16 protein-coding genes are annotated in these 21390 nt (G+C 69.4%); 11 read left to right on the forward strand and 5 right to left on the reverse strand.

From position 1 onward, the window contains the following. The first annotated feature begins 14 nt into the window (after nucleotides 1–14). Nucleotides 15–1058 carry a hypothetical protein gene (locus tag PQI07_RS27010; RefSeq protein WP_274928116.1) on the forward strand — a complete coding sequence of 348 codons (1044 nt, stop codon included), beginning with the start codon at nucleotides 15–17 and terminating at the stop codon, nucleotides 1056–1058. Here the strand turns inward: PQI07_RS27010 and PQI07_RS27015 are convergent. Together PQI07_RS27015 and PQI07_RS27020 are read right to left on the reverse strand one after the other, a co-directional pair. Beyond that, on the reverse strand, nucleotides 1036–1893 hold the full coding sequence (locus PQI07_RS27015) for a hypothetical protein (protein WP_274928117.1): 858 nt from the start codon (nucleotides 1891–1893) through the stop codon (nucleotides 1036–1038). The genes PQI07_RS27010 and PQI07_RS27015 overlap by 23 nt on opposite strands. Before the next feature lie 221 nt (nucleotides 1894–2114). After that, the gene (locus tag PQI07_RS27020; protein ID WP_274928118.1) at nucleotides 2115–2489 is read right to left on the reverse strand and encodes a hypothetical protein; all 375 of its coding nucleotides are present in this window, start codon (nucleotides 2487–2489) and stop codon (nucleotides 2115–2117) included. Between the two features lie 162 nt (nucleotides 2490–2651). Between PQI07_RS27020 and PQI07_RS27025 the strand changes: the two genes are divergently transcribed. The 4 genes from PQI07_RS27025 to PQI07_RS27040 all read left to right on the forward strand — a co-directional run bounded on the left by PQI07_RS27025 (nucleotide 2652) and on the right by PQI07_RS27040 (nucleotide 9279). After that, on the forward strand, nucleotides 2652–3500 hold the full coding sequence (locus PQI07_RS27025; RefSeq protein WP_274928119.1) for a ParB N-terminal domain-containing protein: 849 nt from the start codon (nucleotides 2652–2654) through the stop codon (nucleotides 3498–3500). 60 nt (nucleotides 3501–3560) lie between these two features. Continuing rightward, nucleotides 3561–6230: a DNA topoisomerase 3 gene (locus PQI07_RS27030; RefSeq protein ID WP_274928120.1), complete on the forward strand. Its 2670-nt coding sequence runs from the start codon at nucleotides 3561–3563 to the stop codon at nucleotides 6228–6230. Between the two features lie 102 nt (nucleotides 6231–6332). Beyond that, nucleotides 6333–7556 (forward strand): hypothetical protein, encoded by a 1224-nt coding sequence (locus PQI07_RS27035; RefSeq protein WP_274928121.1) that lies wholly within the window; start codon nucleotides 6333–6335, stop codon nucleotides 7554–7556. Nucleotides 7557–7569: 13 nt separating this feature from the next. Further along, nucleotides 7570–9279 (forward strand): hypothetical protein, encoded by a 1710-nt coding sequence (locus PQI07_RS27040; RefSeq protein ID WP_274928122.1) that lies wholly within the window; start codon nucleotides 7570–7572, stop codon nucleotides 9277–9279. A 16-nt stretch (nucleotides 9280–9295) separates the two neighbouring features. On the opposite strand, the gene PQI07_RS27045 is transcribed toward PQI07_RS27040, so the two are convergent. Together PQI07_RS27045 and PQI07_RS27050 are read right to left on the reverse strand one after the other, a co-directional pair. Continuing rightward, the gene (locus tag PQI07_RS27045) at nucleotides 9296–9493 is read right to left on the reverse strand and encodes a hypothetical protein (protein ID WP_274928123.1); all 198 of its coding nucleotides are present in this window, start codon (nucleotides 9491–9493) and stop codon (nucleotides 9296–9298) included. A gap of 185 nt (nucleotides 9494–9678) precedes the next feature. Beyond that, nucleotides 9679–10230, reverse strand: a complete 552-nt coding sequence (locus tag PQI07_RS27050; protein WP_274928124.1) for a hypothetical protein — start codon at nucleotides 10228–10230, stop codon at nucleotides 9679–9681. Between the two features lie 129 nt (nucleotides 10231–10359). On the opposite strand from PQI07_RS27050, the gene PQI07_RS27055 reads away from it, so the two are divergent. From PQI07_RS27055 to PQI07_RS27080, 6 genes are read left to right on the forward strand one after another with little or no spacing between them, the layout of a single operon-like run. Then, nucleotides 10360–11124, forward strand: coding sequence for a DotI/IcmL/TraM family protein (locus tag PQI07_RS27055; protein ID WP_274928125.1), 765 nt, complete (start codon nucleotides 10360–10362; stop codon nucleotides 11122–11124). Between the two features lie 38 nt (nucleotides 11125–11162). After that, nucleotides 11163–12068 (forward strand): DotH/IcmK family type IV secretion protein, encoded by a 906-nt coding sequence (locus PQI07_RS27060; RefSeq protein ID WP_274928126.1) that lies wholly within the window; start codon nucleotides 11163–11165, stop codon nucleotides 12066–12068. A 4-nt stretch (nucleotides 12069–12072) separates the two neighbouring features. Then, on the forward strand, nucleotides 12073–13251 hold the full coding sequence (locus PQI07_RS27065; protein WP_274928127.1) for a DotG/IcmE/VirB10 family type IV secretion system protein: 1179 nt from the start codon (nucleotides 12073–12075) through the stop codon (nucleotides 13249–13251). 16 nt (nucleotides 13252–13267) lie between these two features. Then, complete coding sequence (locus PQI07_RS27070) at nucleotides 13268–15130, forward strand: hypothetical protein (RefSeq protein ID WP_274928128.1); 1863 nt, start codon at nucleotides 13268–13270, stop codon at nucleotides 15128–15130. 15 nt (nucleotides 15131–15145) lie between these two features. Then, on the forward strand, nucleotides 15146–15907 hold the full coding sequence (locus PQI07_RS27075; RefSeq protein WP_274928129.1) for an HNH endonuclease: 762 nt from the start codon (nucleotides 15146–15148) through the stop codon (nucleotides 15905–15907). 9 nt (nucleotides 15908–15916) lie between these two features. Further along, nucleotides 15917–17365, forward strand: coding sequence for a hypothetical protein (locus PQI07_RS27080; RefSeq protein WP_274928130.1), 1449 nt, complete (start codon nucleotides 15917–15919; stop codon nucleotides 17363–17365). A 3-nt stretch (nucleotides 17366–17368) separates the two neighbouring features. Here PQI07_RS27080 and dnaE read toward each other — a convergent pair whose 3' ends face one another. Beyond that, on the reverse strand, nucleotides 17369–21322 hold the full coding sequence (gene dnaE / locus PQI07_RS27085) for a DNA polymerase III subunit alpha (RefSeq protein ID WP_274928131.1): 3954 nt from the start codon (nucleotides 21320–21322) through the stop codon (nucleotides 17369–17371). Between the last annotated feature and the right edge of the window lie 68 nt (nucleotides 21323–21390).

A 21390-nucleotide genomic window follows, 5' to 3' on the forward strand; every position in this document is an offset into this window, starting at 1 on the left:
ACGAGGCCGTCCGCATGTCCCGTTCGACCGCCCTGTCGGATCTGCCTCTCGTAAGCAGGGAGGTTGCGGCCACCTTCGACGTCGTCAGCCGGGCGACCGAGAAGGCCTTGCGCATCAAGCTGCGGGCGACGGTCGGCATACCCTACGACGAGGATGGCGTCGTCGAGGACGCCGGCTCCTTCCAGGTGGACGACTTCGACGGCAGGAGCAGGCTGGACTACCTGCGGCTGGACGGGGGCCTGTACGTCCTGCGCCACGGCCTCGACCGGTGGCAGAAGCCGTTCGACGGTCTCGCGCGCGAACTCGATGCGTTGGAGGGCTTCACGGAGGACAGGCGCCTGATGCCCCATGCGCCCCGCCACGGCGTCACCGGGGCGAAGATCAATTCGTGGGCCGCCAACGCGTCCGGCCGCGTCGGCGACCCCTACCTCGACACGATCTACGACATGTCGGCCGTGCCCGCTCGGATGGCCGAGCTTCGCGCGGCGGTCGCGAGCAGGACCGTGCTGACCGCGAGGGGGCTCGCCTACCGGATGTCCTATCCATCCTGGGTGGTCTCGGACGGAGGGGAGTCGGTCGCCCTGACCCGCCCGTCCAGGGCGGAGGTTTACCCGGTGCGCGCGTTCGGGATCGATCGGCTGGAAGATGCGCTGGAGATGGCGCGCCGCATGGGCGGAGATCCGGGCATCGGCGGACGCGTGATCGCCGCGCCGGATCGCGCCGTGCCGGACGACTCGGCGCGGAGAGCCGCGGTCTTCCTCGCGGACGACATGCGCATCTTCCTGAGCCAGCACGTCGCGGATCTCGTCCCGGAGCACGTGCATCTCTGGCACGACTGCGCGAACGCGGGGGCGATCGTGGACGCCCTGGGCACGGACGGCCTGACCCGCGTGTTCAGGGCCGCGCGTTCGCTCGCGCTGGAGCATGAGGAAGGTCGCGCCGCGAAGGCGTTCGGCCGATGGGGCGTCTACGAGGACGCGCGCATCGGCATCGAGCTCGGCGAGCCCATGGCCGTACGACCGCCCGAGGACGTGTTCAGTCGACCTGCACGACCCTGATGTCATGCGAGGACGTTCCGATCGCGAGCAGAAGTTGTCCCCCGACCTCCGGGTCGGAGGCTTGCCGCGCCAGCTCCACCATGCGCGTCGCCACCTTCCTGTGACGGCTGGGTTCCCCTGCGTCCAGGACCGCATCGAGGCTACCGGGCGGTGATGGCGGAGGCACGCTGTCCCTCACCGCTGCGGCCAGCGTAGCATCGCCGAGGATCTTCGCGGCTTCGGTAGGCGAACCGATCGCGGCGACGCTCATGTCGTCCACCCGCTCCACCTTCACCGCCAAAGGGTGGCCGTGCGAGGTGCGCGCCACGTCCAGGGAGACGACGTAGGCCTCGTAGGCTCCGGTCTCCCCATCGGTACCGAAGAGAATGAACTCGACGTCCGGAAGCTCGATGCGGTTCACCATCCACTCGTCGCCTTTGGCCTGGTAGGCGCGCCTGAGCTCGTCGAGCACGATCCGTGCGGTGATCTTCGGCAGTTCGGTCGGGCCGATGTGGAACTCGTCGTTGCCTTTGTGGTCCCCGGACCATTCCTCCACGAAATCGACATCGCCGCCCGGCACCCTGTCGACGAGAAGACCCGTGACCGCGGAGCGGAAGGCGTCCCGGATCTCGGATGCGAGCGCATAGGTTCCGGCATACAACAGGCACCAGCCGTAGAGATGGTAGGTCTGCCCCCGGTCAACGGTACCCATCGAGGAAACCGGATACCTGTACTCCGGGCGTATGAGGCCGATCTTTGCCGCGGTATCCAGGCTCACGTGCCCCTCCCGCGCGAGCCGACCGTCCGCCACGGCAACGACGACTCCTCTCAGTTTGGCGACCGCTCCGATCGTCATTGCGGGCGACATCTCCTGCTGTTCCACGCACCGCGCGGCGACGTTCCTCGGCTCGGCCACGTCCCGATGCCGGTACGCATCGTGGATGATCGGGAGCCGTTCCTATGAAGGGGCGCAGGCGTCAACGGCGGTGCTCCCCGATCGGTTTCCTGACCGAGATCCCGAAGCGCGGACCGCCGATGCGCCCATCCGGCGGTCCCCGAAGCGTCGCTCCCGGTCGCCTAGCGGAGACACCGGACGTAGGCCTTGCCGTCGATCCGCAGCGACTGGGCGCCCTTCTGCTCGATCCGTGCGCTCTCGCGCGTGGGAGAGGTCCGCTTCCTGAACTCCTCCCAGAACTCGTGGCACGACAGCGTCAGCCGCTTCGAGGTCCCGCCGCCCTCGACCGAGACGATCCGGCAGTGGTGCTCGTAGCGGTCGAACAGCGGCCCCTCCTTGCTCGACATGTCGATCAGCGTGCGCGAGTTCGGCCCTTCGTCGTCCTCGCACTCCGCCCGCGTCTGCGCCCAGATCCCCTCGAAGTCGGCGCGGGGCCCGGCCTGTGCGCCTCCCGTCAGCAGGACGGCGACGAGGACGGCGGCTGTCGGTCGGATCACGGGCATCTCCGGAGGGGTCGAGCGACGGACCCGTGGGACCGTTGCAGCGGGGCCACGTCGGCACGCCGCGATGGATCGTAACGCAACCCGCTTTTGCGGCTTTCGATCCTTCGGACCATGGTTAACGAAGGAATGAAACCGGACCCAGCAACGGAGCGCACCATGTCCGTGATCACCGTCATGCGCCGCATCGTGCCGCTCCCGTTCGACGCGTCCGAGTGCGGCTACGCCGAGACGCCGATGCCGGTCTTCGAGCTCGTCGACCCACGCGACCTCTACGTCGACGAGAACTATCAGCGGGGCCTTTCCGAGCGGTCGTTCGCCCTGATCCGGCGGATCCTGCGCGCCTTCGACTGGCGTCGCTTCAAGCCGCCGGTGGTGACCCGGGCGGCCGACGGCAGCCTGCACGTCATCGACGGTCAGCACACCGCCATCAGCGCCGCGTCCCACCCCAGGGTCGACCGGATTCCCGTGATGGTGGTGGAGGCCGAGGATCGGGAGTCGCGCGCGGCCGCCTTCATCGGGCACAACCGCGACCGGATCGCCGTCACCCCCATGCAGATCTTCCACGCGTCGCTGGCCGCCGGCGACCAGAACGCGCTCCTGACGGCCAGGACGGTCCAGAAGGCCGGAGCGCGCATCCTTCGCGCTCCGGCCCGCAACGGCGCCTACGAGGTCGGCGACATCGTGTCCGTGCGCGCCGTGCAGAACCTCGTCGTCGAGCTCAACCCGCCGAAGGCCCGCGTCGTCCTCGAGACCCTGGTCAAGGGCGGCTGCGCGCCGGTGTCCGCCGACGCGATCAAGGCCTGCGCCCACGTCCTCTATTCGCCGCACTCGACGGGCGACGTCGACGCGGACGCGCTCGCGCGGATCGTCGAGCGCCTCGGTCCGGACATCGACGAGCGGGCGCGCCGGGACGCCAAGCAGAGCCGCATCCCGACCTGGCGCGCGCTGGCGATGATCTACCAGCGGGCCGCCTCGTCGACTGCGAGGATCCGGCAGGCGGCTTGACGCGGTTCCTTCCGCGGCCGACAGTCCGGGGCACGCGCCCCGGCACGAAGGAACGAAACGTTGCCCCAACGGCTGTTCATAGCCGAGAAGCCGGCCCTCGGACGGGCAATCGCCACGGCGCTCGCATCCCTCTCGGGCGCCCGGCCGAGCCCCGGCCGCGGCTACATCGACGTCGGCGGCGACTGCGTCACCTGGACCATCGGCCATGCCTACGACACGGCGGAGCCGGGCGACTACTCCTCGACCTGGAACAAGTGGAGCCTCGACGTGCTCCCGATGCTTCCGGACAAGTGGAAGCTGATCCCGAACGGCGACATCGCCGACCAGATCGCCGTCCTCAAGGAGAGGATCCGCAGGTTCGACCACTTCGTGAACGTCGGCGACGCCGAACGCGAGGGGCAGCTCATCGTCGACGAGATCCTCCTGGAGAACGGCGTCGACCCCTTCTCGCCCAAGGTGTCGCGCGTCTGGGTGAGTTCCTTCGTCGAGAAGGATGTCGCGACGGCGGTGGCGGGCGCCTTCCCGAACGCCCAGAAGAAGAGCCTCTACGAGGCGGCGGTCGCCCGTCAGCGCGCCGACTGGCTGCTCGGCATGAACATGTCGCGCGTGTTCGGTCTGATGATCCAGGCGAGCGGTGCGCGCGGCTTCCGCGTCTCGGTCGGCCGGGTGCAGACGCCGACGCTCAAGCTCGTCGTCGACCGCGACCGCCAGATCGAGAACTTCAAGGCCGTCGACCATTTCGCGCCGTCGATCCTGTTCGCCCACGAGAACGGGACCTTCAAGGCCGCGTGGCAGTTTCCGCCGGAGACGCCGGGTCTCGACCCCGAGGGCCGCCTCCTCGACAAGTCCGTGGCGACGGCGCTCGTCGAGAAGATCGCGGGCAAGACCGGCACGATCGACCACTACGCCGAGACGCCGAAATCGACCTCCCCGCCCCTGCCGTTCGCGCTGTCGACCCTGCAGAAGGCGTGCTCGCAGAAGTTCGGACTGACCGCCCAGCAGACGCTGGACGTGGCGCAGGAGCTCTACGAGAAGCACAAGGCCATCACCTACCCCCGTTCGGACAGCCAGCACCTGCCGAACTCGGTCCACAGCGACGAGGCTGCGGGCATCCTGCGCAACCTGTCGGGCGTGCGCGAGCTCTCCGAGTCCGCCGGCAAGGCCAATCCGAAGCTGAAGTCGCCGGCCTTCGACGACAAGAAGGTCACGGACCACCACGGCATCATCCCGACCTCGGAGGCGAGCGCGGCCAGGATGGCCGCGATGGGCGAGGTCGAGCGCAAGGTCTTCCTGCTGATCGCCCGCACCTTCGTGGCCCAGTTCCACGCGGACTACCGCTACGTGGCTAGCACGGCGACGGTCCTGTGCGAGGGCGAGCGCTTCAGAGCGAACGGCACCCGGGTCGTGGATCAGGGCTGGAAGACGGTGTTCGGCGCCGAGGAGGCCGACGAGGAGGAGGAGGCCGAGGGCACCCTGCCCTCGATGAGGAAATCGGACCCGGTCGTCGCGAAGACGGGCTCGGTCGACCCGAAACGGACGAAGCCGCCGGCCCATTTCGACGACGGCACGCTCGTCGAGGCGATGGCGAAGATCCACCTCTACGTTCTGGATCAGGAGGTCCGCGCGCGTCTGCGCGAGCACGACGGCATCGGCACCGAGGCCACGCGCGCGTCGATCATCGAGAAGCTGATCCGGTCCAAGTACCTGGAACGCAAGCAGAAGGGAAAGCGCAAGCTCCTCGTCTCGACCGATGCCGGCCGGCAGCTCGTCGACCTGCTGCCTTCGGATCTCGTCGCGCCGGACACCACGGCGATGTGGGAGAGCTTCCTGGAGCGGGTGAAGGCGGGGGAGTTCACGCTGGCCCAGTTCATGGACCGACAGACGCAGTTCGTGCGCAAGCGGGTCCAGACGGCCATCGCGGCCGGCGCCATCAAGGTGAAGGGATTCTCGATCGAGCCGCTGGAGGGTCACGGCGCGGAATGCCCGCAATGCCGGATCGGCAAGCTGATCACCCAGGCGTGGCCCTTCAAGGACGAGTACACGGGCCGCCGCTTCCTCCGATGCGACAACTGGGTCAAGGACCGGGCGGACAACTGCCGGTACCGCACCAATCCCGAAGGCTTCAAGGAGCGCGCGCCGCTCGAGGGCGAGGGCGGGACCTGCCCGGGATGCGGCAAGGGCACGCTCAATGGCGGCATCGTCCGCAAGGACGGTCCCAACAAGGGCAGGCCGTTCCTGATCTGCTCGGAGGTCGACCGCGAGAAGCCGGAGGGCTGCCAGCACTTCGAATGGAAGGACGCCACGCCCTGCCCGTCGTGCGGAAAGGCGATGCTGCGCAGGGGGACGGTCACCGCGGACACGCCCAACAAGGGGCGTCCCTTCCTGATGTGCTCCGCGATGGACAGGAACGACCCGAACAGCTGCCGGCATTTCGAGTGGCTGGACGACAAGGGCAAGGCGTCGGGGCCCAAGATCAAGGGCGAGGGCGAGACCTGCGGCGTCTGCAACAAGGGCCGCATGATGCGCCGGACGGCCAAGACCAGCGGCAAGCCGTTCCTGTCCTGCTCGAACTGGAAGCAGGGCGCCACCGACAACTGCGACAACCGCATCTTCCCGGACGACGGCGGCGGCCGGAGCGGAGGTCGAGCCGGAGCGAAGCCCGCGCCGGGCACGCGTCCCCGCGCAGGCAGGCCCACGGCCGGTAAGCGTTCCTTCGGCAAATCACCGTAACGAAGGAACCATACGGCTCAAATTCGTTGACAGGTGCGTGGGCCGCGGCAATGATCGCGCCCCGTGACCCATTTCCGATACCGGAACGAAGGAACGAATCAGATGCGCATTCCTGGCGCCGTCCTGTCGGCGGCGGTCGTGCTCCTGCTCGGCGGCCCGGCGTCGGCCCAGAGCTTTCTCGACGAGCCGATCAATCCTGCCGCTCCGAAGACCCCGGTTGCGCCGAAGAACCCGATCGCCGCCCGGGCGGCCGAGATGGCTCCCGTCCTGTCCTGGCTCCAGACGCAGGGCGTCAAGCTGACCTACCTCGGCGACGAGGGCGGGCTGAAGGCGTACCTGGGCGAGAGCGCCAACGGGAAGCAGCAGGTCTTCTACGTGGCACCCGACGGCGACCACGTCGTGGCCGGCCTCCTGTTCAAGCGCGACGGCATGAACGTGACCGGCGTCCAGGTCGGCGAGATGCAGCAGCGCTTCCGCGAGGCCCAGCAGAAGTACGAGGAGGCGCTGAAGTCGTCCCACGAGCCGAGCGAGGACATGAAGCGCCAGCTCCGCCAGGGCAGCGAGGTCATTCCTTCATCGGGTGCCAAACCAGCCGGCAGGGACGCGGCCGCACCGGCCGCAGACAAGCCGATCGCCGACAAGTCCCCGGCCGAGAAGCCTGCGGAGGCGAAGGCCGCCGACAAGCCGGCTCCGGAACACCGCTCCGAAATCAAGCCCGGCACCCCCGCGCTTCCCGCCGCGCTCGCGCAGGCGGCCCAGCAGGCCGCTCCCCAGGCCGCGCCGTCCGTCCAGCCCGTGGCTCCGGTCGCCTCCGCCATCAAGCAGGGGCCGGTCCGCTATCTGAGCGGCCTGGACAAGGCCGAGTTCGAGCGTTCGGTCGAGGATCTCGCGTGGTTCCGCGTCGGGGACGAGAAGGCGCCGGCGCTCTACATGGTCGCCGACCCCAACTGCCGCTTCTGCCACAAGGCCTGGGACGATCTGAAACCGATGGTGCTGGGCGGGAAGCTCCAGCTCCGCGTGATCATGATCGCAGGCCTGCCCGGCAGCGACGCCCCCGCGCGTGCGATCCTCTCGTCCGATCTGCCCGGCCAGGAATGGATCGCCGGTCGCGGCTCCGTCGACGGCATCCAGACCGGCCCCGCCCCCGAGCCGAACAGCGAGAAGTGGAACATGACGACGCGCGTGCTGCAGGGCAACGCCGACTTCATCAAGCGCTTCTCGATCCAGCAGACGCCGTTCTTCGGCTTCGTCGGTCGGGACGGCAACCTCTACTCGTCGACGGGCGTGCCGTCCGACCTCGCCCTCTTCCTGTCCACGCTGATCTGAGGCGATGCCCTCCATGACGGAACACAAGAGCAATCTGAAGGCGCTGGAGCCCGTGGAGATCCGTCTCGCCGCGGCCGTGCGCGTTCGCCACGAGATCGCCCGTCTGCGCGAGGTCGAGGCGGCCCTCGACTCCTCCGCGCACGAGATCGCCGTCTCGGTGGTCGGCAGCGAGTTCGCGGACGTCGTCCTCAAGGTGGTGGGCAGCCCGTTCGATGGAGGTCCGGACCTCTTCGACCAGTCCGCCGTCGAGGCGTTCCTGGCCGAGCACCACGAGCTCCGCCTCGGCACGGCGGCCCTCGTCGCACCTCCGTCGTCCGGTGCGCTTTCTGCAGGTTCCGCCGAGGCCGCCCGGCAACCCGCAGGCGTACCTCAGCCGGATGCCTCCGGGCCCCAGTCGACCGAAGGCGAGGCGCCTTCCGCGGCCGCGGCCGTGGCGGCGCGCCTGTCGGCCTACGACGTCGAGTTGCCGGAGGACTACTGCGGCGTCTCGTTCGACATGATCAAGCGGCCCGAAGCCAACCTGATCATGGGCGAGGCCGTCCTGGCCGTCATCGACGGCTCCACGCTGGATGCCAGCCCCTACAAGGCCGACCGCGGCAAGGTCCACTGGCGCCGCAAGCTGTTCGAGGAGACCTTCCTGCGCTTCGAAGCGAACCCGCCCCGGCCGAAGTCCGCCCCGGAGCAGGAACAGGCCGAGGTTCAGGATCGGGAACAGCCTCAGGAAGAGGTCGAGGAACGGGAGCCGGCCGACGCCGTCGCGGACGAGACCTCTCCGACGGCGACCGATCGGGTGGACCTCGCACCAGCCCTGGAACCTGCCGCGGCTTCGTCCGGGAACCCGACCCAGGCACCCGTGGCATCCCCGGCTCCAGTCCTGGCCGCCGCAGCCGTCCAGGCATCCGAGATCACGTCGCCGGCGACGCCGACGCCCCAGCATCCCGAGCCGACGTCGTCGCGCGGGGAGGCCGAAAACCCGTCCACCCCTGTGCCGACCGTCGTGGCGCCCGAGATCCGTCCCTCCGCATCGGTCGGGCAGGCCGCCCCGGCGGGCGACGGCAGGAGCGGCATGCCCGCATTCGATCAGGCCCAGCCGGTTCCGGCCTCCGGTCAGATCATCGAGTTCCCGGGTGCGCCGAATGCGCATCAGGACGCCGTCGATGCGGACGACATCCTCGATCCGTTCGAGTCCGCCCTGCCCTCGCGCCCGGCCATGGCCGATGCGGGCCCGCAGGTCCATGCCCGCGATGTCGGGTCGGACGAAGCGGACGAAACCGCTGGCGATCCGGCTGGCGGGGATGACGAGACGCCCACCTACGACGGTCCCGAATGGGAAGGTCCGTCGGAGGAGGCCGAAGCCGACCTCGATCGGACGATGGACGACCGCATCCACTACGATCCGCGGGAACACGACCCGGCGGTAGCCGGAGCGATGCGCACAGGCGGCCTGGATCCCGCCGCGGCGGCGGCTCTGGCCGAGGCGGCGGCTCCCCCGGTCGTCGAGGAGCGCGAGGCGTCGCGTCTACCCGTGGGTGGCGTCCCGCCCCGTCCGCCGATCCCGATGCCGACCGTGCGACCCGCTCCGGCCGTTCCGCCCCGTCCGGCCGTGGCACCGCCCGGTTCTGCGGGCACGTCGGCTCCCCCGCCGCGGCCGGCGCTGTCCGGCACCGGCGAGGGCGGTCGGCTGGCTCCGCGGCCGGTCGCCGTCCGGCCGCCGGGACTGTAGGATCGGGGGCTGGTCCTCAGGCTGCCGCGGAGTCGTCCGCGGTGGCCGCGTCGAGCTTCTCCAGGAGCTCGTGCAGCTTCGAAGGAACGGGGCCCTGCGTGGCCTCGTAGCGGTCGCGCAGAGCGGACCCGATGCGTCGGGACGCCACGATTCCCAGCTTGGGGCGCTGATCCACCTTGGCGCGGTTCGGCATCTTCTGTTCCGACCCGGTCATCGCATCTCCTCCGAGCCATCGATGCAACCGCAATGAGAACGGCCGGCCCGGGTGGCGCGTTCCTTCGCGCGGGGTCGTTCCGTCGGATTGTGATGCATCCGCCGCAGCCCGGGCGGGCGGGTTCATGCCCGATGCCGGGCCACCGGGCAAGGCGGGCCGACGCCTACCAGGCGCCCGCCTGACGCCTACCAGCCCTCGTCTTCGGCCTTGCAGTTCGGACAGCGGCGAATGTGCGCGCCCTCCGACCAGAAGCCCCGCTCGCAGGACAGGCACTTCCGCATCGCCGGCAGCTTCCGCTTGTCGACCGGCGCGGCGCAATCCAGCCGGCGCTCCTGACGACGCTCGTCGAGCGGAGGGGGCTCCGGCAGCCACGCGCTCCGCAGGAAGTTCTCGGCGGTCCCCACGTCCTGAAGGAACTGGATGGCCACCGTGTCGAGGCTTTTGCGCAACGCCTTCGAGAGATCGACGAGCGGGGTGCGCCCGTCCGCACGCCTGAGACGCTCCTTCTCCAGGTCGTACTCGGCGATCTCCTGCTCGGTCCAGCGCCGCCGATGGGTCTCCGGCTCGATGTCGCGCTTCGGCAGGCCGATCCGGGACGCCATCGTCTGGACGGCCGACGTCGAGCGGCCGAGCAGGAGCGCGATCACGACCACGCTCGGCTCCCACATCCACCAGCGGACGAGGATCTCGCGATTCTCGGCTGTCCAGGTTCGTCGCTCGGTCTGGGATTGCAGCATAACGAAGGAACGGAACCGTGTTGACGACACCCAACTCTTCGGACCAAATGATGCTGCGTCAAGGAAAAAGCGTCCCTGGCGGGGAATGCGGTGGACATTCCTTCATCCTGAAACCGAAGGATCGGGTCGATGGCCGACGCTGCGCGCGTCAAAGGAACGGGGAGCCAGCGGCGGCCGCCGCCGGCCCGTTCCGCCACGCGTGAGGAGGATCCCGCCCAGGTCGCGGCGCAGCTGCGCTCGCGCGGCGGCGCGGCTCTGACGGTCGGGGTCCTCCATCACCAGGACGAGGCGGTCGCGACCGAGTTCTCCCGCAGCGCGTACAACCGCGAGCGGTTCATCTTCCTGCTCCGCGTCCTCTACATCATGCTCGGGGCGATCATCGTCCTCACGATCGCGAACGTCTACCTCGCCGTCCGTCCGGTCCAGGAGCGCTACTTCGCGAAGGATCCGCTCGGCGGCCTGCGCGAGCTCGTTCCTTTGGAGAAGCCGATCCAGAGCCAGAACGAGATGCTGGCCTGGGCGACCGGGGCGATCAGCTCCGCCTTCACGCTGAGCTTCGGCAACATCCAGCCTCAGCTGCAGGACGCCCGGTTCAACTTCACGGAGCCGGGGTGGAAGGGATTCCAGGAGGCGCTCCGCAGCCGCGGCGTCCTCGACGCGATCATCAACAACAAGTTCGTCTCAACCGCCGTGCCCACCGCCGCGCCGGTCGTGGTCCAGCAGGGCCTGATCGAAGGCAAGTACGCATGGCGCATCGAGATACCCATGATCGTGACCTACGAGTCCGCCTCCGGCCGGGCGAGCAGCAGCTTCCTGGTCGAGGCCACGATCATCCGCCGACCCGAGAGCGAGAATCCTCGCGGCCTCGGCATCCAGTCCATCGTGGCGCGGTGACCTCCATGACGAGCCGGCCCCAACCCGCGGTAGGATCCATGCGCATCCGATCCCTGATCCTCGCCGCCCTCCTGCTCCAGCCGATGGCGGCCTCCGCCCAACAGAGCGGGCTCGACGCGCTGTCGGTCCCGGCCGGCGGCGTTCCCGCGGGCACGGGCAAGCCGGTCTCGGTCTCGGACGAGGCCCTCGAGCAGGCGCTGCAGGCGGTGCGGCCGATGACGCCGGAGCAGATCCGGAAGTTCCGCACGATCATGGAGGAGCAGCGCAAGGCGCAGAGCCTCCCGGTCACGCCGAGCATGCCGATCAACCGCTCCATCGACGTGGCGCTCAAGCCCGGCGAGAGTTCGCCGGTCCTGCGCGTCCAGGCCGGCAAGGCGACCTCGCTGACCTTCTCGGACATCACGGGCCGTCCCTGGCCGGTCCTGGCGGTCACGGTCGGCAACAACCTCGCGGCCAAGGCCGAGTCCGCCGGCAAGCCCGGCGACACGAACATCGTGGTGATCTCGCCGCTGCAGCAGCAGTTCGAGTCCAACATGATCGTGACCCTGGTCAACAACCCGGTCCCGGTCGCGTTCACGCTGCGGACGGGCGACGCGCAGGTGGACTACCGCGCCGACGTGCGGGTCCGGCTGAGGGGGCCGAACGCGGCGGTCGACGCGGTCGGCGGGGCCGCGCTGGCGCCGACCAGCGACGCGGCCTTGATCGCGTTCCTCGACGGCACGCCGCCCCGCGCGGCGGAGAAGATGCGGACTTCCAGCAGCGACGTGGAGGCGTGGTGGATGGAAGGCCTGCTCTACGTGCGCACGCCGACCCAGCTGCTGTCGCCGATCTACAAGGCGAAGTCGTCCCACGTCTCCGGCGTCAACGTCTACCAGATCGTGGACGCTCCCGTCCTGATCGTCTCCCGCGACGGGCAGATGGCCGTCGTCAAGATCTCGAGGTGATCCGATGGCCGAGGGCGGTTTCGTTTCGAATCTCAAGACCGGCGTGTTCAGCAAGGGCGGGCGGAAGTTCCTCCTGTTCTCGGGCGTGGCCGTGGCCGCCGTGGTCGCCATGATGGTCTTCTCCGGCGGCCACGAGCAGCCGGCGAGTTCGCAGATCGGCGCCGTGCCGACGGTGAAGAGCTTCCAGGGCGGCAACCCCGTCTCGCAGGCGTACGCCACGGAGCTGAACACGGCGAACGAACAGCGCATCAACCGCGCGAAGGAGGATGGCGGCAGCGCCCAGCCGACCGTGATCGTCGGGCCCGCGCAGGGCGGGCCGCCGATCATCCCGGTCCAGCACATCCCGAACGCGCCGTCGGAGCCGGGGCCGCCCGTCGATCCGCTGCTCGTGTCGCGGCCGCCGGTGGTCAACACCAACCCGCCACGGGCGCCGATCCAGCAGAGCATCCAGGAGCGCAACCCTCTGGTCGAGGCGATGGCGCAGCAGATGCGGTCGATCGCCGACGAGAAGCCGGGGAACGCCCTGGTCACCTACCTCTACGAGCACAAGGAGGTGGTGGGCGAGAGCGAGCGGGACCGGCAGCTGCAGACCGTCGCCGGCGCCTCCGGTCCGGGGCAGCCCGCGCTCGACCCGTCGCTCCCGCTGCCGGGCACGATCCTCTACGCGGAGACCATCGGCGAGGCGAACTCCGACGCGCCGGGACCGGTGCTCGTCCAGATCCTGCAGGGTCCGCTCGCGGGCGCCCGGCTGATCGGCACGTTCCGCGTGGCGCAGGAGGCGCTGGTCCTCGAGTTCGAGCGCATGACCGTCCCCGAGGACCGGCAGGCCCGCAAGCCGGCCCGCGTCGTCCAGCTCAAGGCGGTCGCGGTCGACACGGAAAAGCTCGGGACCGCGATGGCCACGGACGTCGACCGGCGGCTGTTCGAGAAGGTCGCGTTCGGCTTCAGCGCGGCCTTCCTCCAGGGCTTCGGGCAGGCGATCGCCCAGAGCGGCACCACCGTGACCCGCGACCTGTACGGCACGACGTACTCGACGCCGCGGCTCAGCACGAAGGAGCAGCTTCTCGTCGCCGGCGGCGCGGCCTCCGGACAGGTCGGCGCCACCCTCAACCAGGTCTTCGGCAACCGGCCGACGACCGTGAAGGTCCGTGCGGGCACGCCCGTCGGCATCCTGTTCCTGTGATTTCGGAGATCCGGCCATGACCCAGGACAGGAAGGGCTCCGCCCACACGCCCGACGATCTCGACGTCGCGGACTTCGGTCTCGGCATCGGAGACTTCGGGGACGATCCCAGCGAGATGTTCGCGGCACCGCCGCGGCAGGCCGCGCATGCCCCCTCCGCCGCCCCGGCCTCCGTGCGCGCGGCCGCCCATCGGCGCGACGCCGTTCCGATGGAGGCCGACCTCCCGGATCTGCCGGAACTGCCGGACCCCGAACCGTTCGGCGGCTCCGGCGGCTTCGACGCGCCGTCGCACCGGCCGGACGCCCGGCCGTCCGCCACGCGCATGCAGGATCCCGATCCCGGCGACTGGACCTCCATGACCGGCGGCGGATCTGCGCCGGCGCGCGCGGCCGGCTTCGGCGAGGATGCGGAACCGGAAGGCGATCCGGCGGCCGAGTTCTCCGGCTTCGAGACCGCACGGGGCGTCGCGTCGCTCGGCGACCGCGGCGGCGAGGCGTCGCTCGGCTTCCGCAACGAACCGAAGCCGGAGCATCCCCCGAAGGGCAGCTATCGGGGCGAGGAGCAGGGCTTCGAGGACGTGGTCGGCAGCTTCGGCGACGAGGACGATCAGCCAGAGCCGCCGAAGGGGAGCATGTACCGCCAGGACATCGACGATCCGGACGAGGAACTCGACGAGGCCGACGCCGATCGGAGCCTGACGCTCGACGACGAGCCGGGCGAGGAGGACGACGCGGAGGCCGAGGACGGCGAAGCGGGCCCGTCGATCATCGACCGCCTGAAGCGGTTCGCGCTGCCGGCCGCCGCGGCCGCCGCGATCGGCGGGGCCGGATACGTGGGCTGGGGCTTCGTCTCCCCGATGCTCGGATCCGGCGACGTCGCGCCCATCCAGATGGCCGGGCCCATCGTCCCGAAGCAGCCCAACGCCTCGCTGCCTTCGTTCCCGCCGGCGGCGGGTGCCCAGCAGCGCCCGACCCTTCCCGGTGCGGCCGGCACCCTGCCCTCCCTACCCGGCCAGCAGGCCGTCACCGTGCAGCCCGGCAGCCAACTGCCCGGCGGCCTCGCGCAGACCCAGGTGCCCCAGCCCCGCCAAGTCGGACTGCCGTCCGTCCCGGCTCAGGGTGCAGCGCAGGCGTCCGGTGCCGGCCAGTGGCAGCCGCAGGGACAGCCCCAGGCGCAGGCGAGCCTGCTACCACCGGCCGTACAGCCCACGCAGGGCCTTCCGTCGGCCGCAGCCCTCCCGTCCGGCCAGCCGTACCTGCCGGCCCAGACCCAGATGCAGCCGCATCTGCCGAACACCTCCGGGCCGGGCATCGCGCCGGCCCCGGCCGTCGATGCCGTGCGCGACGGTCAGAAGCTCGGAGGCGGCCTCAACACCCGCACGCCGGCGAACGCGGACGTCGAGGCGAGACTGGCCTCGATCGCCGCCGACCTCTCGGCCATCCGGTCGCGGCAGGACGAGGTCGCCCGGTCCACGCGCTCCGACATGGACGACATGCGCACCCGCATCGGCGACCTCGAGCGCCGGTCGGGGGACGCCCGTCGCGTCCAGCCGGCCAAGCCGGCCCCGGTCGAGGAGGCCGAGGCCAAGCCGCGCCACACGGAGCGTCAGCCACGCTCCATCCGACGGTCGGAGCCGCGTCCGGTCTACCGGCAGGAGGCATCCGCCGACGACGGCGTTCCCCCGCTGAAGCCGAAGGTCGTCCAGGGGTTCAACCTGAAGGGCGTCAGCCGCGGCATCGCCTCGGTCGAGGGGCGCGGCGGAGTTGTCGAGGTCGGCGTGGGGCAGAACATCCCCGGCGTCGGCGAGGTCAAGGCCATCCGGCGCTACGGCAACGACTGGGTCGTGGTCGTCGGCAAGGGCGTCATCGTCCAGCAGTGAAGGCGGGAGACGCCCATGTCGTCCAAGCAGCTTCTGCCGATCGTCCTGTCCTGCAAGACGCAGGGCTGGCGCATGCACGATCCCGACAGCCACGAGGCCGATCACGTCTTCCAGACGGGTCGGCAGCGCGTCCTCGACGTCCAGAAGTACACCTGCCAGTACTGCGGTTTCCAATCGCAGAAGTGGCAGGAGATCCACCATAGGAACGACGATCATCACGACAATCGGCCCGAGAACCTCGCGGTCGCCTGCATGTACTGCCACATGTGCTTCCACATCGGTCTGGCCGGGCACAAGAACGAAGGCGTCCTGATCTTCCTCCCCGAGATGGAGCAGGCGGATCTCAACTGCCTCGTCCGCGCCTGTCAGGTGGCGCGCAGGGCCGCCGATCTCGGCAGCTCCGATGCGGCCCGTCCCCGGGCGGACCAGGACGCGGTTCGCGAATACAGGGACGCGGCGACGGCCATCCTCAAGCGTCTCGACGACCGGCGCGCCAAGGCGGAGGAGCTGCTCGGAGGCGTCCGCAACCCCTCCGACCTCGCCAACATCATGATGCTGATGCCGGACGACCTCTACGCGCAGCGGCACGAGCGGCTCCACGGGATCCGCCTGCTGCCCACGGGCGTGAGGAAGGGCAATTCGGGGGAGGACAGAATGGTCGAGATCGTCGACTTCTGGCTCTCGACCGGGGGCCCGTTCGGAGCCCGGCAGCCGAGGACCTGGATGGGCACCTTGAAGCTGTATCTCGGCGCGCTGCCGTTTCTGCCGCAGGCCTAGGAGCATCGCGTGGCCCTGGAAGGCAGCAACAGGCGTTTCGGCGTCGTCCTGTTCGACGACTCCAAGGACGATCCCGGCAACGGCTACTCGATCGTCACCGAGGACGGTGCGACGACGACCTACGACCGGATCTCCGGCCCGTTCGATCTCGCGACCGACGTCCTCTGGTGGACCAACCTCCCCTACGAGGTCCTCTTCACGAAGACCGACATGTGGAAGGCGTCCCACCTGCGCCACGACAAGTACCTGCCGGTAGGCCCCGGGGAGGCGCTGCGCGAGTGGGGCCGCGACCTCAAGTACGAGGCGCCGGAGGTCGCGGGGCGGATCCTGTGCATGCTGTTCTACCGGGTGATGAACATCACCTTCGGGCTGCTGCGCGAGAACAAGCCCCGGCTGACCGTCGACGAGGCCTTCAAGGGCAAGACGCTGCGCGACGACCTGCGGGCGTTGCTGCCGGAGGCGGAGTATCCGCGCATGGAGGCCGCGCAGGCGCTGAAGCGGGGCGTCGCGTACGAGGAGTTCACCAACACGATGGTGCGCCCGCAACGGGACACCAAGCGCGTCACGCTCAGGCTGCCGCGGGTCACCCACGCGTGGAAGCTCCTGGAGCAGGCCCGCCCCCAGGGCCCGTTCGAGTACATGGACAAGGTGGCGATCCGCCGCTCCGGCACGACCGGCCACGACTGGGTCCTCGCGAGCGAGAACCCGGTATTCGCCGACATCGCCATGACCCGCATGGACGAGCGGGTCTCGCCGGTCTACGGGTTCGGCAACTCGACCGACCGCAACGAGCGGCGCCAGCGCAGCTGGATCCCGCAGAACGAATTCGCGGTCCTGTCGAAGTTCGCGGATCTCACCGTCCGGGGCGCCTACGTCGGCTCGGGATACAGCAAGACCAGCACCATCGACGAGTGCTCGGACGGCGTCATCAACTTCGTCCGCGACAAGTTCACGGACTTCTCCTGGTCGGCAGGCATCGTCGCGGAGGCGTTGTGGCGGGCGGCCACGCTCCCGGAGGAGAAGGGACGCAACAACCAGATCCGACCGGGCGACGAGCGGCCCCACACCTCGTGGCAGGGCGTTTTCGTCCGCGGCGAGGACAAGCACATCATGTTCTCGCTCGCGACCCGCCTGCTGGAGTTCGGCTACCCGCCGGTCTCCTACGGCATCGGCTGGGTCCGCTGCGCACTCTTCGACGATCAGCGCGACGCCTTCATCCGCGACGCGATCACCCTCGGCCTCGTGCCCCAGATCTCGGACGTGCCGGAGAACTTCCAGTTCAACGACGCCGACATCGCCACGGCCTGGGGCGGCGACAAGAAGATGTCCCTCTACGTGGCCAGTCTGCTCCGCAAGGACATCGCGTTCCTATGGGACATGGACCGCCTGATCACGATGGACAAGTCGGAGCGCGTCAAGATCATCAAGCGGTACCGGGACCGTTTCGTCCCGGCCTGAGCGTCACCGCATCATCGGCGCCGCGAACCCGACGCGCGGCGGCGGAGCGGTTGGCGTGCGCGGCCGCGGTCGGGCGGCGGCGACGACAGGAGCAGCGAGAACGCCGTTCTGACGCGGCCGGGCGGTTCCCGGAGCCGGTTCGGTCTTCACCTCGTCGCGCAGGTACTCGCGGATCCGGTCCACGATGTCGACGGCCTCGATGTCCTTCTGTCGGGAGCTCGTGAGCCCGAACCGGCCGTCGAAGGGCAGCTTCTGCTTGAGGCCGTTCTGGGTCCAGAACACGTCGATGCGTACGCCCTCCTTCGAATGGGGCGGGAGACGCATGGCCTCGATCATGCCCAGGACCTGATCGAAGCGCGCGGCCTCCGCCACCTCCAGGAGCGCCCTGCGCCTGACGTCGACGGCCGCCTCGGCATCCTCGACGTCCCTGCGCCTGATCGCCTCCTCCGACGAGCCCGGCTCCGCCCGCTCCAGACGCGCGCGGGCTTCGGCGGCCGTCTGCTGGAGCTGCCTGAGCTCGCCCATCTCGGCGAGGCCGAGCCGGATCCGGCGCGGATCCAGGTCGATGCGGACGTCGGTCTGGAACGCCGCGAGGTAGTCCTTCGCCGGCATGACGTCGTCGACGTGCAGCCTCGGGTCGTCGGGCTGCCAGACCATGCGGCCGTGGACGACCGCCGGCTGGCGCGAGGCCCGCGCCGCGTCGAGGATCGCGTGCATCTCGTCGAGCGACTTCGTCTGGTTGCGGCGGTTCGGGTAGACGAAGAACCGGTAGTTGCCGGCCATGTCCGAGGCCTCGACGTCGAGCCGGGGCCCCCGGTCCGTCGTCTTCTTGTGCACGCCCTCGATCATGGCGACGACCGCGACGGGCGTCTCGCTCTCGCGTCGGGCCGTCATGATCTCGTAGATCTGACCCCGCGTCCCCACGCGCATGTCATCGCTCTCGGCATCCGCCTTCGCCATGCGGGGCTTGAGCATCTTCAGGGGGTGCTGATCGAAGTAGAAGCCGACCGCGCGGTACTCGCGGTCCGGAATGTCCGGCCACTCGAGGAGGCCGTGCATGTCGGCCGGCAGCTCCTCCCGGGCGGCCTCCTCGGCGGCGAAGAGCCCGAACTGGTTGCTCGCCTTGGCGTCGCGCTTGGCGCCGCTCGCGAAGAACTGCGCGGCCGCGGCCGCCTTGGCGCGGTTGGTCTCGGGCGGGCCGCCGGCCACGATCGCGAGGCCCGAGAAGGCGCCGACCGCCGCGAGGTTCTCGATCTGGGTCCTGTTGAACAGCCCCGCGGTGCGTCGCCCGAAATCGGCGACCGAACGGAACGGACCGTTGGCCTCGCGCTCGGCCACCATCTGGTCGATGCCGCCGGACATGCCCTTGATGCCGAGCAGGCCGAAGCGCACGCCGCCGACGGCGTCGGACCGCTCCGGCGTGAAGCGGCCGACGGACCGGTTCACGTCCGGCGGCAGCAGCGGGATCCCGAAGGCGTCGAGGTCCTCCTTGACCAGGGACATCTTGTCGACGTTGTTGCCCGCCGATTCGAAGGAGAGCACGGCCGAGTAGAACTCGTGCGGGAAGTGCTTCTTCAGCCAGCCGGTCTGGTAGGCGATCACCGCGTAGGCGGCCGAGTGGCTCTTGTTGAAGCCGTACTCGGCGAACTTGGCGATCTTGTCGAACAGCTCCTCGGCGGTCCGGGCCGAGGTGCCGAGCTTGCGCGCGCCCTCGACGAAGCCGGCCTTCTGGGCGTCCATCTCGGCCTTGATCTTCTTGCCCATCGCCCGGCGCAGCAGATCCGCCTGGCCGAGCGTGTAGCCCGCCACGGCCCGGGCGACGGCCATGACCTGCTCCTGGTAGACCATGATGCCGTGGGTCTCGGCCAGGATCGGCTTCGTCTTGTCCCGCGGTTCCGGGAAGTCCGGCTCCTGCCGGCCGTTCTTGCAGTCGTTGTAGAGCGGAATCATCTCCATCGGGCCCGGCCGATAGAGGGCGTTGGCGGCGATCAGGTCCTCGATGCAGGTCGGCTTCATGTCGCGGAGCGCCCGCTTCATGCCGCCGCTCTCGAACTGGAAGATCGCGTTGGTCATGCCGCGCGCGAAGATCTCGTAGACGCCGGCGTCGTCGAGCGGGACCTTGGCGAAGTCGATGTCGACGCCTCGGAACTCCTTGGCGTAGGACACGGCGAGCTTCAGGACCGACAGCGTCTCCAGCCCGAGGAAGTCGAACTTCACGAGGCCGACGTCCTCGGCTCCCTTGAGGTCGAACTGGGCGATGGGCATCCGGTCGGTCGCGTTCCACGCGACCGGGAGCAGGTCCTCCAGCGGCATGTCGCCGATGATGATGCCGGCCGCGTGCACGCCGCGCTGCCGGTACAGGCCCTCGATCTTCTGGGCGTTGTCGAAGAGCGTGCGCGACTTCACGTTGGCATCGACGAATGCCCGGAAATCCGGCGATTCCGAATAGGCCTTCCGGAGCGGGATCGGGTTGCCCTGGACGACCGGCACGAGCTTGGTCATGCCGTCGGTCTCGGAATAACCGTAGCCGCCGTCACGCTCGTGCGTCAGGACGCGGCCGGCGTCCTTGATCGCGGTCTTGGACTTGATCTCGCCGAACGATGCGATCTGGCTGACGAGGTCGCTGCCGTACCGCTCGCGCACGTACTGCACGACCGAGGCGCGACCCTGGATGCAGAAGTCGATGTCGAAGTCGGGCATCGACACGCGGTCCGGGTTGAGGAACCGCTCGAAGAGGAGGCCGAAGCGGAGCGGGTCGAGGTTCGTGATCCGGAGCGCGTAGGCAACGAGCGATCCGGCGCCGGAGCCGCGGCCGGGGCCGACCGGGACGTCGTGCGCCAACGCCCACTTGATGAAGTCCGAGACGATCAGGAAGTACCCGTCGAAGCCCATACGTCCGATGACGCCGAGCTCGTATTCCAACCGCTCGCGGTATTCGCCCTTGGCGTCCTCGGCCGTGCCGAGCTCGAGGAAGCGCTCCTCCAGGCCGGTCCGGGACTGGTGGACGAGCTCGTCGCGCTCGCTGCGCCCGGATCCGTCCGTGAAGCTCGGCAGGCGGGGCTTGCGCTTGGACACCTTGAAGGCGGTGCAGCGTGCGACCTCCAGCGTGTTGTCGTAGGCGACCGGGAGGTCGGCGAACAGATCCCGCATCTCGGCGTCGCTGCGCATGTGGTAGCGGCTGCGGATCCGCGGCTGGAGCGTGCCGGTCCCGACCTGCACCATGCCGGTCTCCTTGCGGGCGACGGCCGCGAGGATCTCCAGCGTGTCGTGACGCTCCTCGCCGGCGTAGAGCACCTGGGTCGTCGCCACAGCCGGGCGCGACAGCCGAGCCGCGGTGTCGAGGAGCCAAGCCTCCCGCTCGAAGTCCTTCTCGGTCTCGTCGCCGTTCCGGCAGATCTCGAACATGAACCGGTCGCCGAAGATCGCCGGCAGACCGCCCGGATCCTCCACCCAGGCGAGCCAGTCGGCCGCGCCGGGAGCGTTCTGGTGCGCGGCATCCCATACCTTCGACAGGAAGCCGTCCCGGCCGCCGGACAGGCACACCACGTCCTCGGAGTACTCGGCCGAGATCAGCGGCCCAAGCGGCACGAACGAACGGCCCTTGTGCTCGTTGAGCTTGCCCTCCGCATCCGGGAACAGGGCGAGCTTAAGCAGTCTGCAGATGTTGCGGTAGCCCGTCTCCGAGGCGGCCAGCAGCTGCATCGTGCCGAAGACGTTGGTGCCTCCCGCACGCAACCAGATCTTGGTCCCGACGATAGGCTGGACGCCCTTGTCGGCGGCGGCGGCCGAGAACTTGTATACGCCGTACATGTTCATGTCGTCGGTCAGCGCCAGGGCCGGCTGGCCGAGCGCGGCCGCACGCGCGACCAGCTCCTTCACGCCGCTGACGCCGCGGGTGCTGTGCGCGAAGGAGAAGTCGCTGAAGACGTTCAGGTGTACGAACGGTCTGTCGGTCATGATCCGCGGGCGTTCCCGGTTGCTTCGCCGATGGAAGGGAAGATCGGCGCAAGACGCCACCTCACCCC

Origin of the sequence: Methylobacterium sp. 092160098-2 (assembly GCF_028920805.1) — a bacterium.
In the GTDB taxonomy this organism is placed as follows: Bacteria; Pseudomonadota; Alphaproteobacteria; order Rhizobiales; family Beijerinckiaceae; genus Methylobacterium; species Methylobacterium fujisawaense.

Coding starts and splice junctions, on each gene's coding strand:
- PQI07_RS27010 (WP_274928116.1), top strand. CDS start 15: ATGTCCCGTTCGACCGCCCTGTCGGATCTGCCTCTCGTAAGCAGGGAG.
- PQI07_RS27015 (WP_274928117.1), bottom strand. CDS start 1,893: ATGACGATCGGAGCGGTCGCCAAACTGAGAGGAGTCGTCGTTGCCGTG.
- PQI07_RS27025 (WP_274928119.1), top strand. CDS start 2,652: ATGTCCGTGATCACCGTCATGCGCCGCATCGTGCCGCTCCCGTTCGAC.
- PQI07_RS27035 (WP_274928121.1), top strand. CDS start 6,333: ATGCGCATTCCTGGCGCCGTCCTGTCGGCGGCGGTCGTGCTCCTGCTC.
- PQI07_RS27040 (WP_274928122.1), top strand. CDS start 7,570: ATGACGGAACACAAGAGCAATCTGAAGGCGCTGGAGCCCGTGGAGATC.
- PQI07_RS27045 (WP_274928123.1), bottom strand. CDS start 9,493: ATGACCGGGTCGGAACAGAAGATGCCGAACCGCGCCAAGGTGGATCAG.
- PQI07_RS27050 (WP_274928124.1), bottom strand. CDS start 10,230: ATGCTGCAATCCCAGACCGAGCGACGAACCTGGACAGCCGAGAATCGC.
- PQI07_RS27055 (WP_274928125.1), top strand. CDS start 10,360: ATGGCCGACGCTGCGCGCGTCAAAGGAACGGGGAGCCAGCGGCGGCCG.
- PQI07_RS27060 (WP_274928126.1), top strand. CDS start 11,163: ATGCGCATCCGATCCCTGATCCTCGCCGCCCTCCTGCTCCAGCCGATG.
- PQI07_RS27065 (WP_274928127.1), top strand. CDS start 12,073: ATGGCCGAGGGCGGTTTCGTTTCGAATCTCAAGACCGGCGTGTTCAGC.
- PQI07_RS27070 (WP_274928128.1), top strand. CDS start 13,268: ATGACCCAGGACAGGAAGGGCTCCGCCCACACGCCCGACGATCTCGAC.
- PQI07_RS27075 (WP_274928129.1), top strand. CDS start 15,146: ATGTCGTCCAAGCAGCTTCTGCCGATCGTCCTGTCCTGCAAGACGCAG.
- dnaE (WP_274928131.1), bottom strand. CDS start 21,322: ATGACCGACAGACCGTTCGTACACCTGAACGTCTTCAGCGACTTCTCC.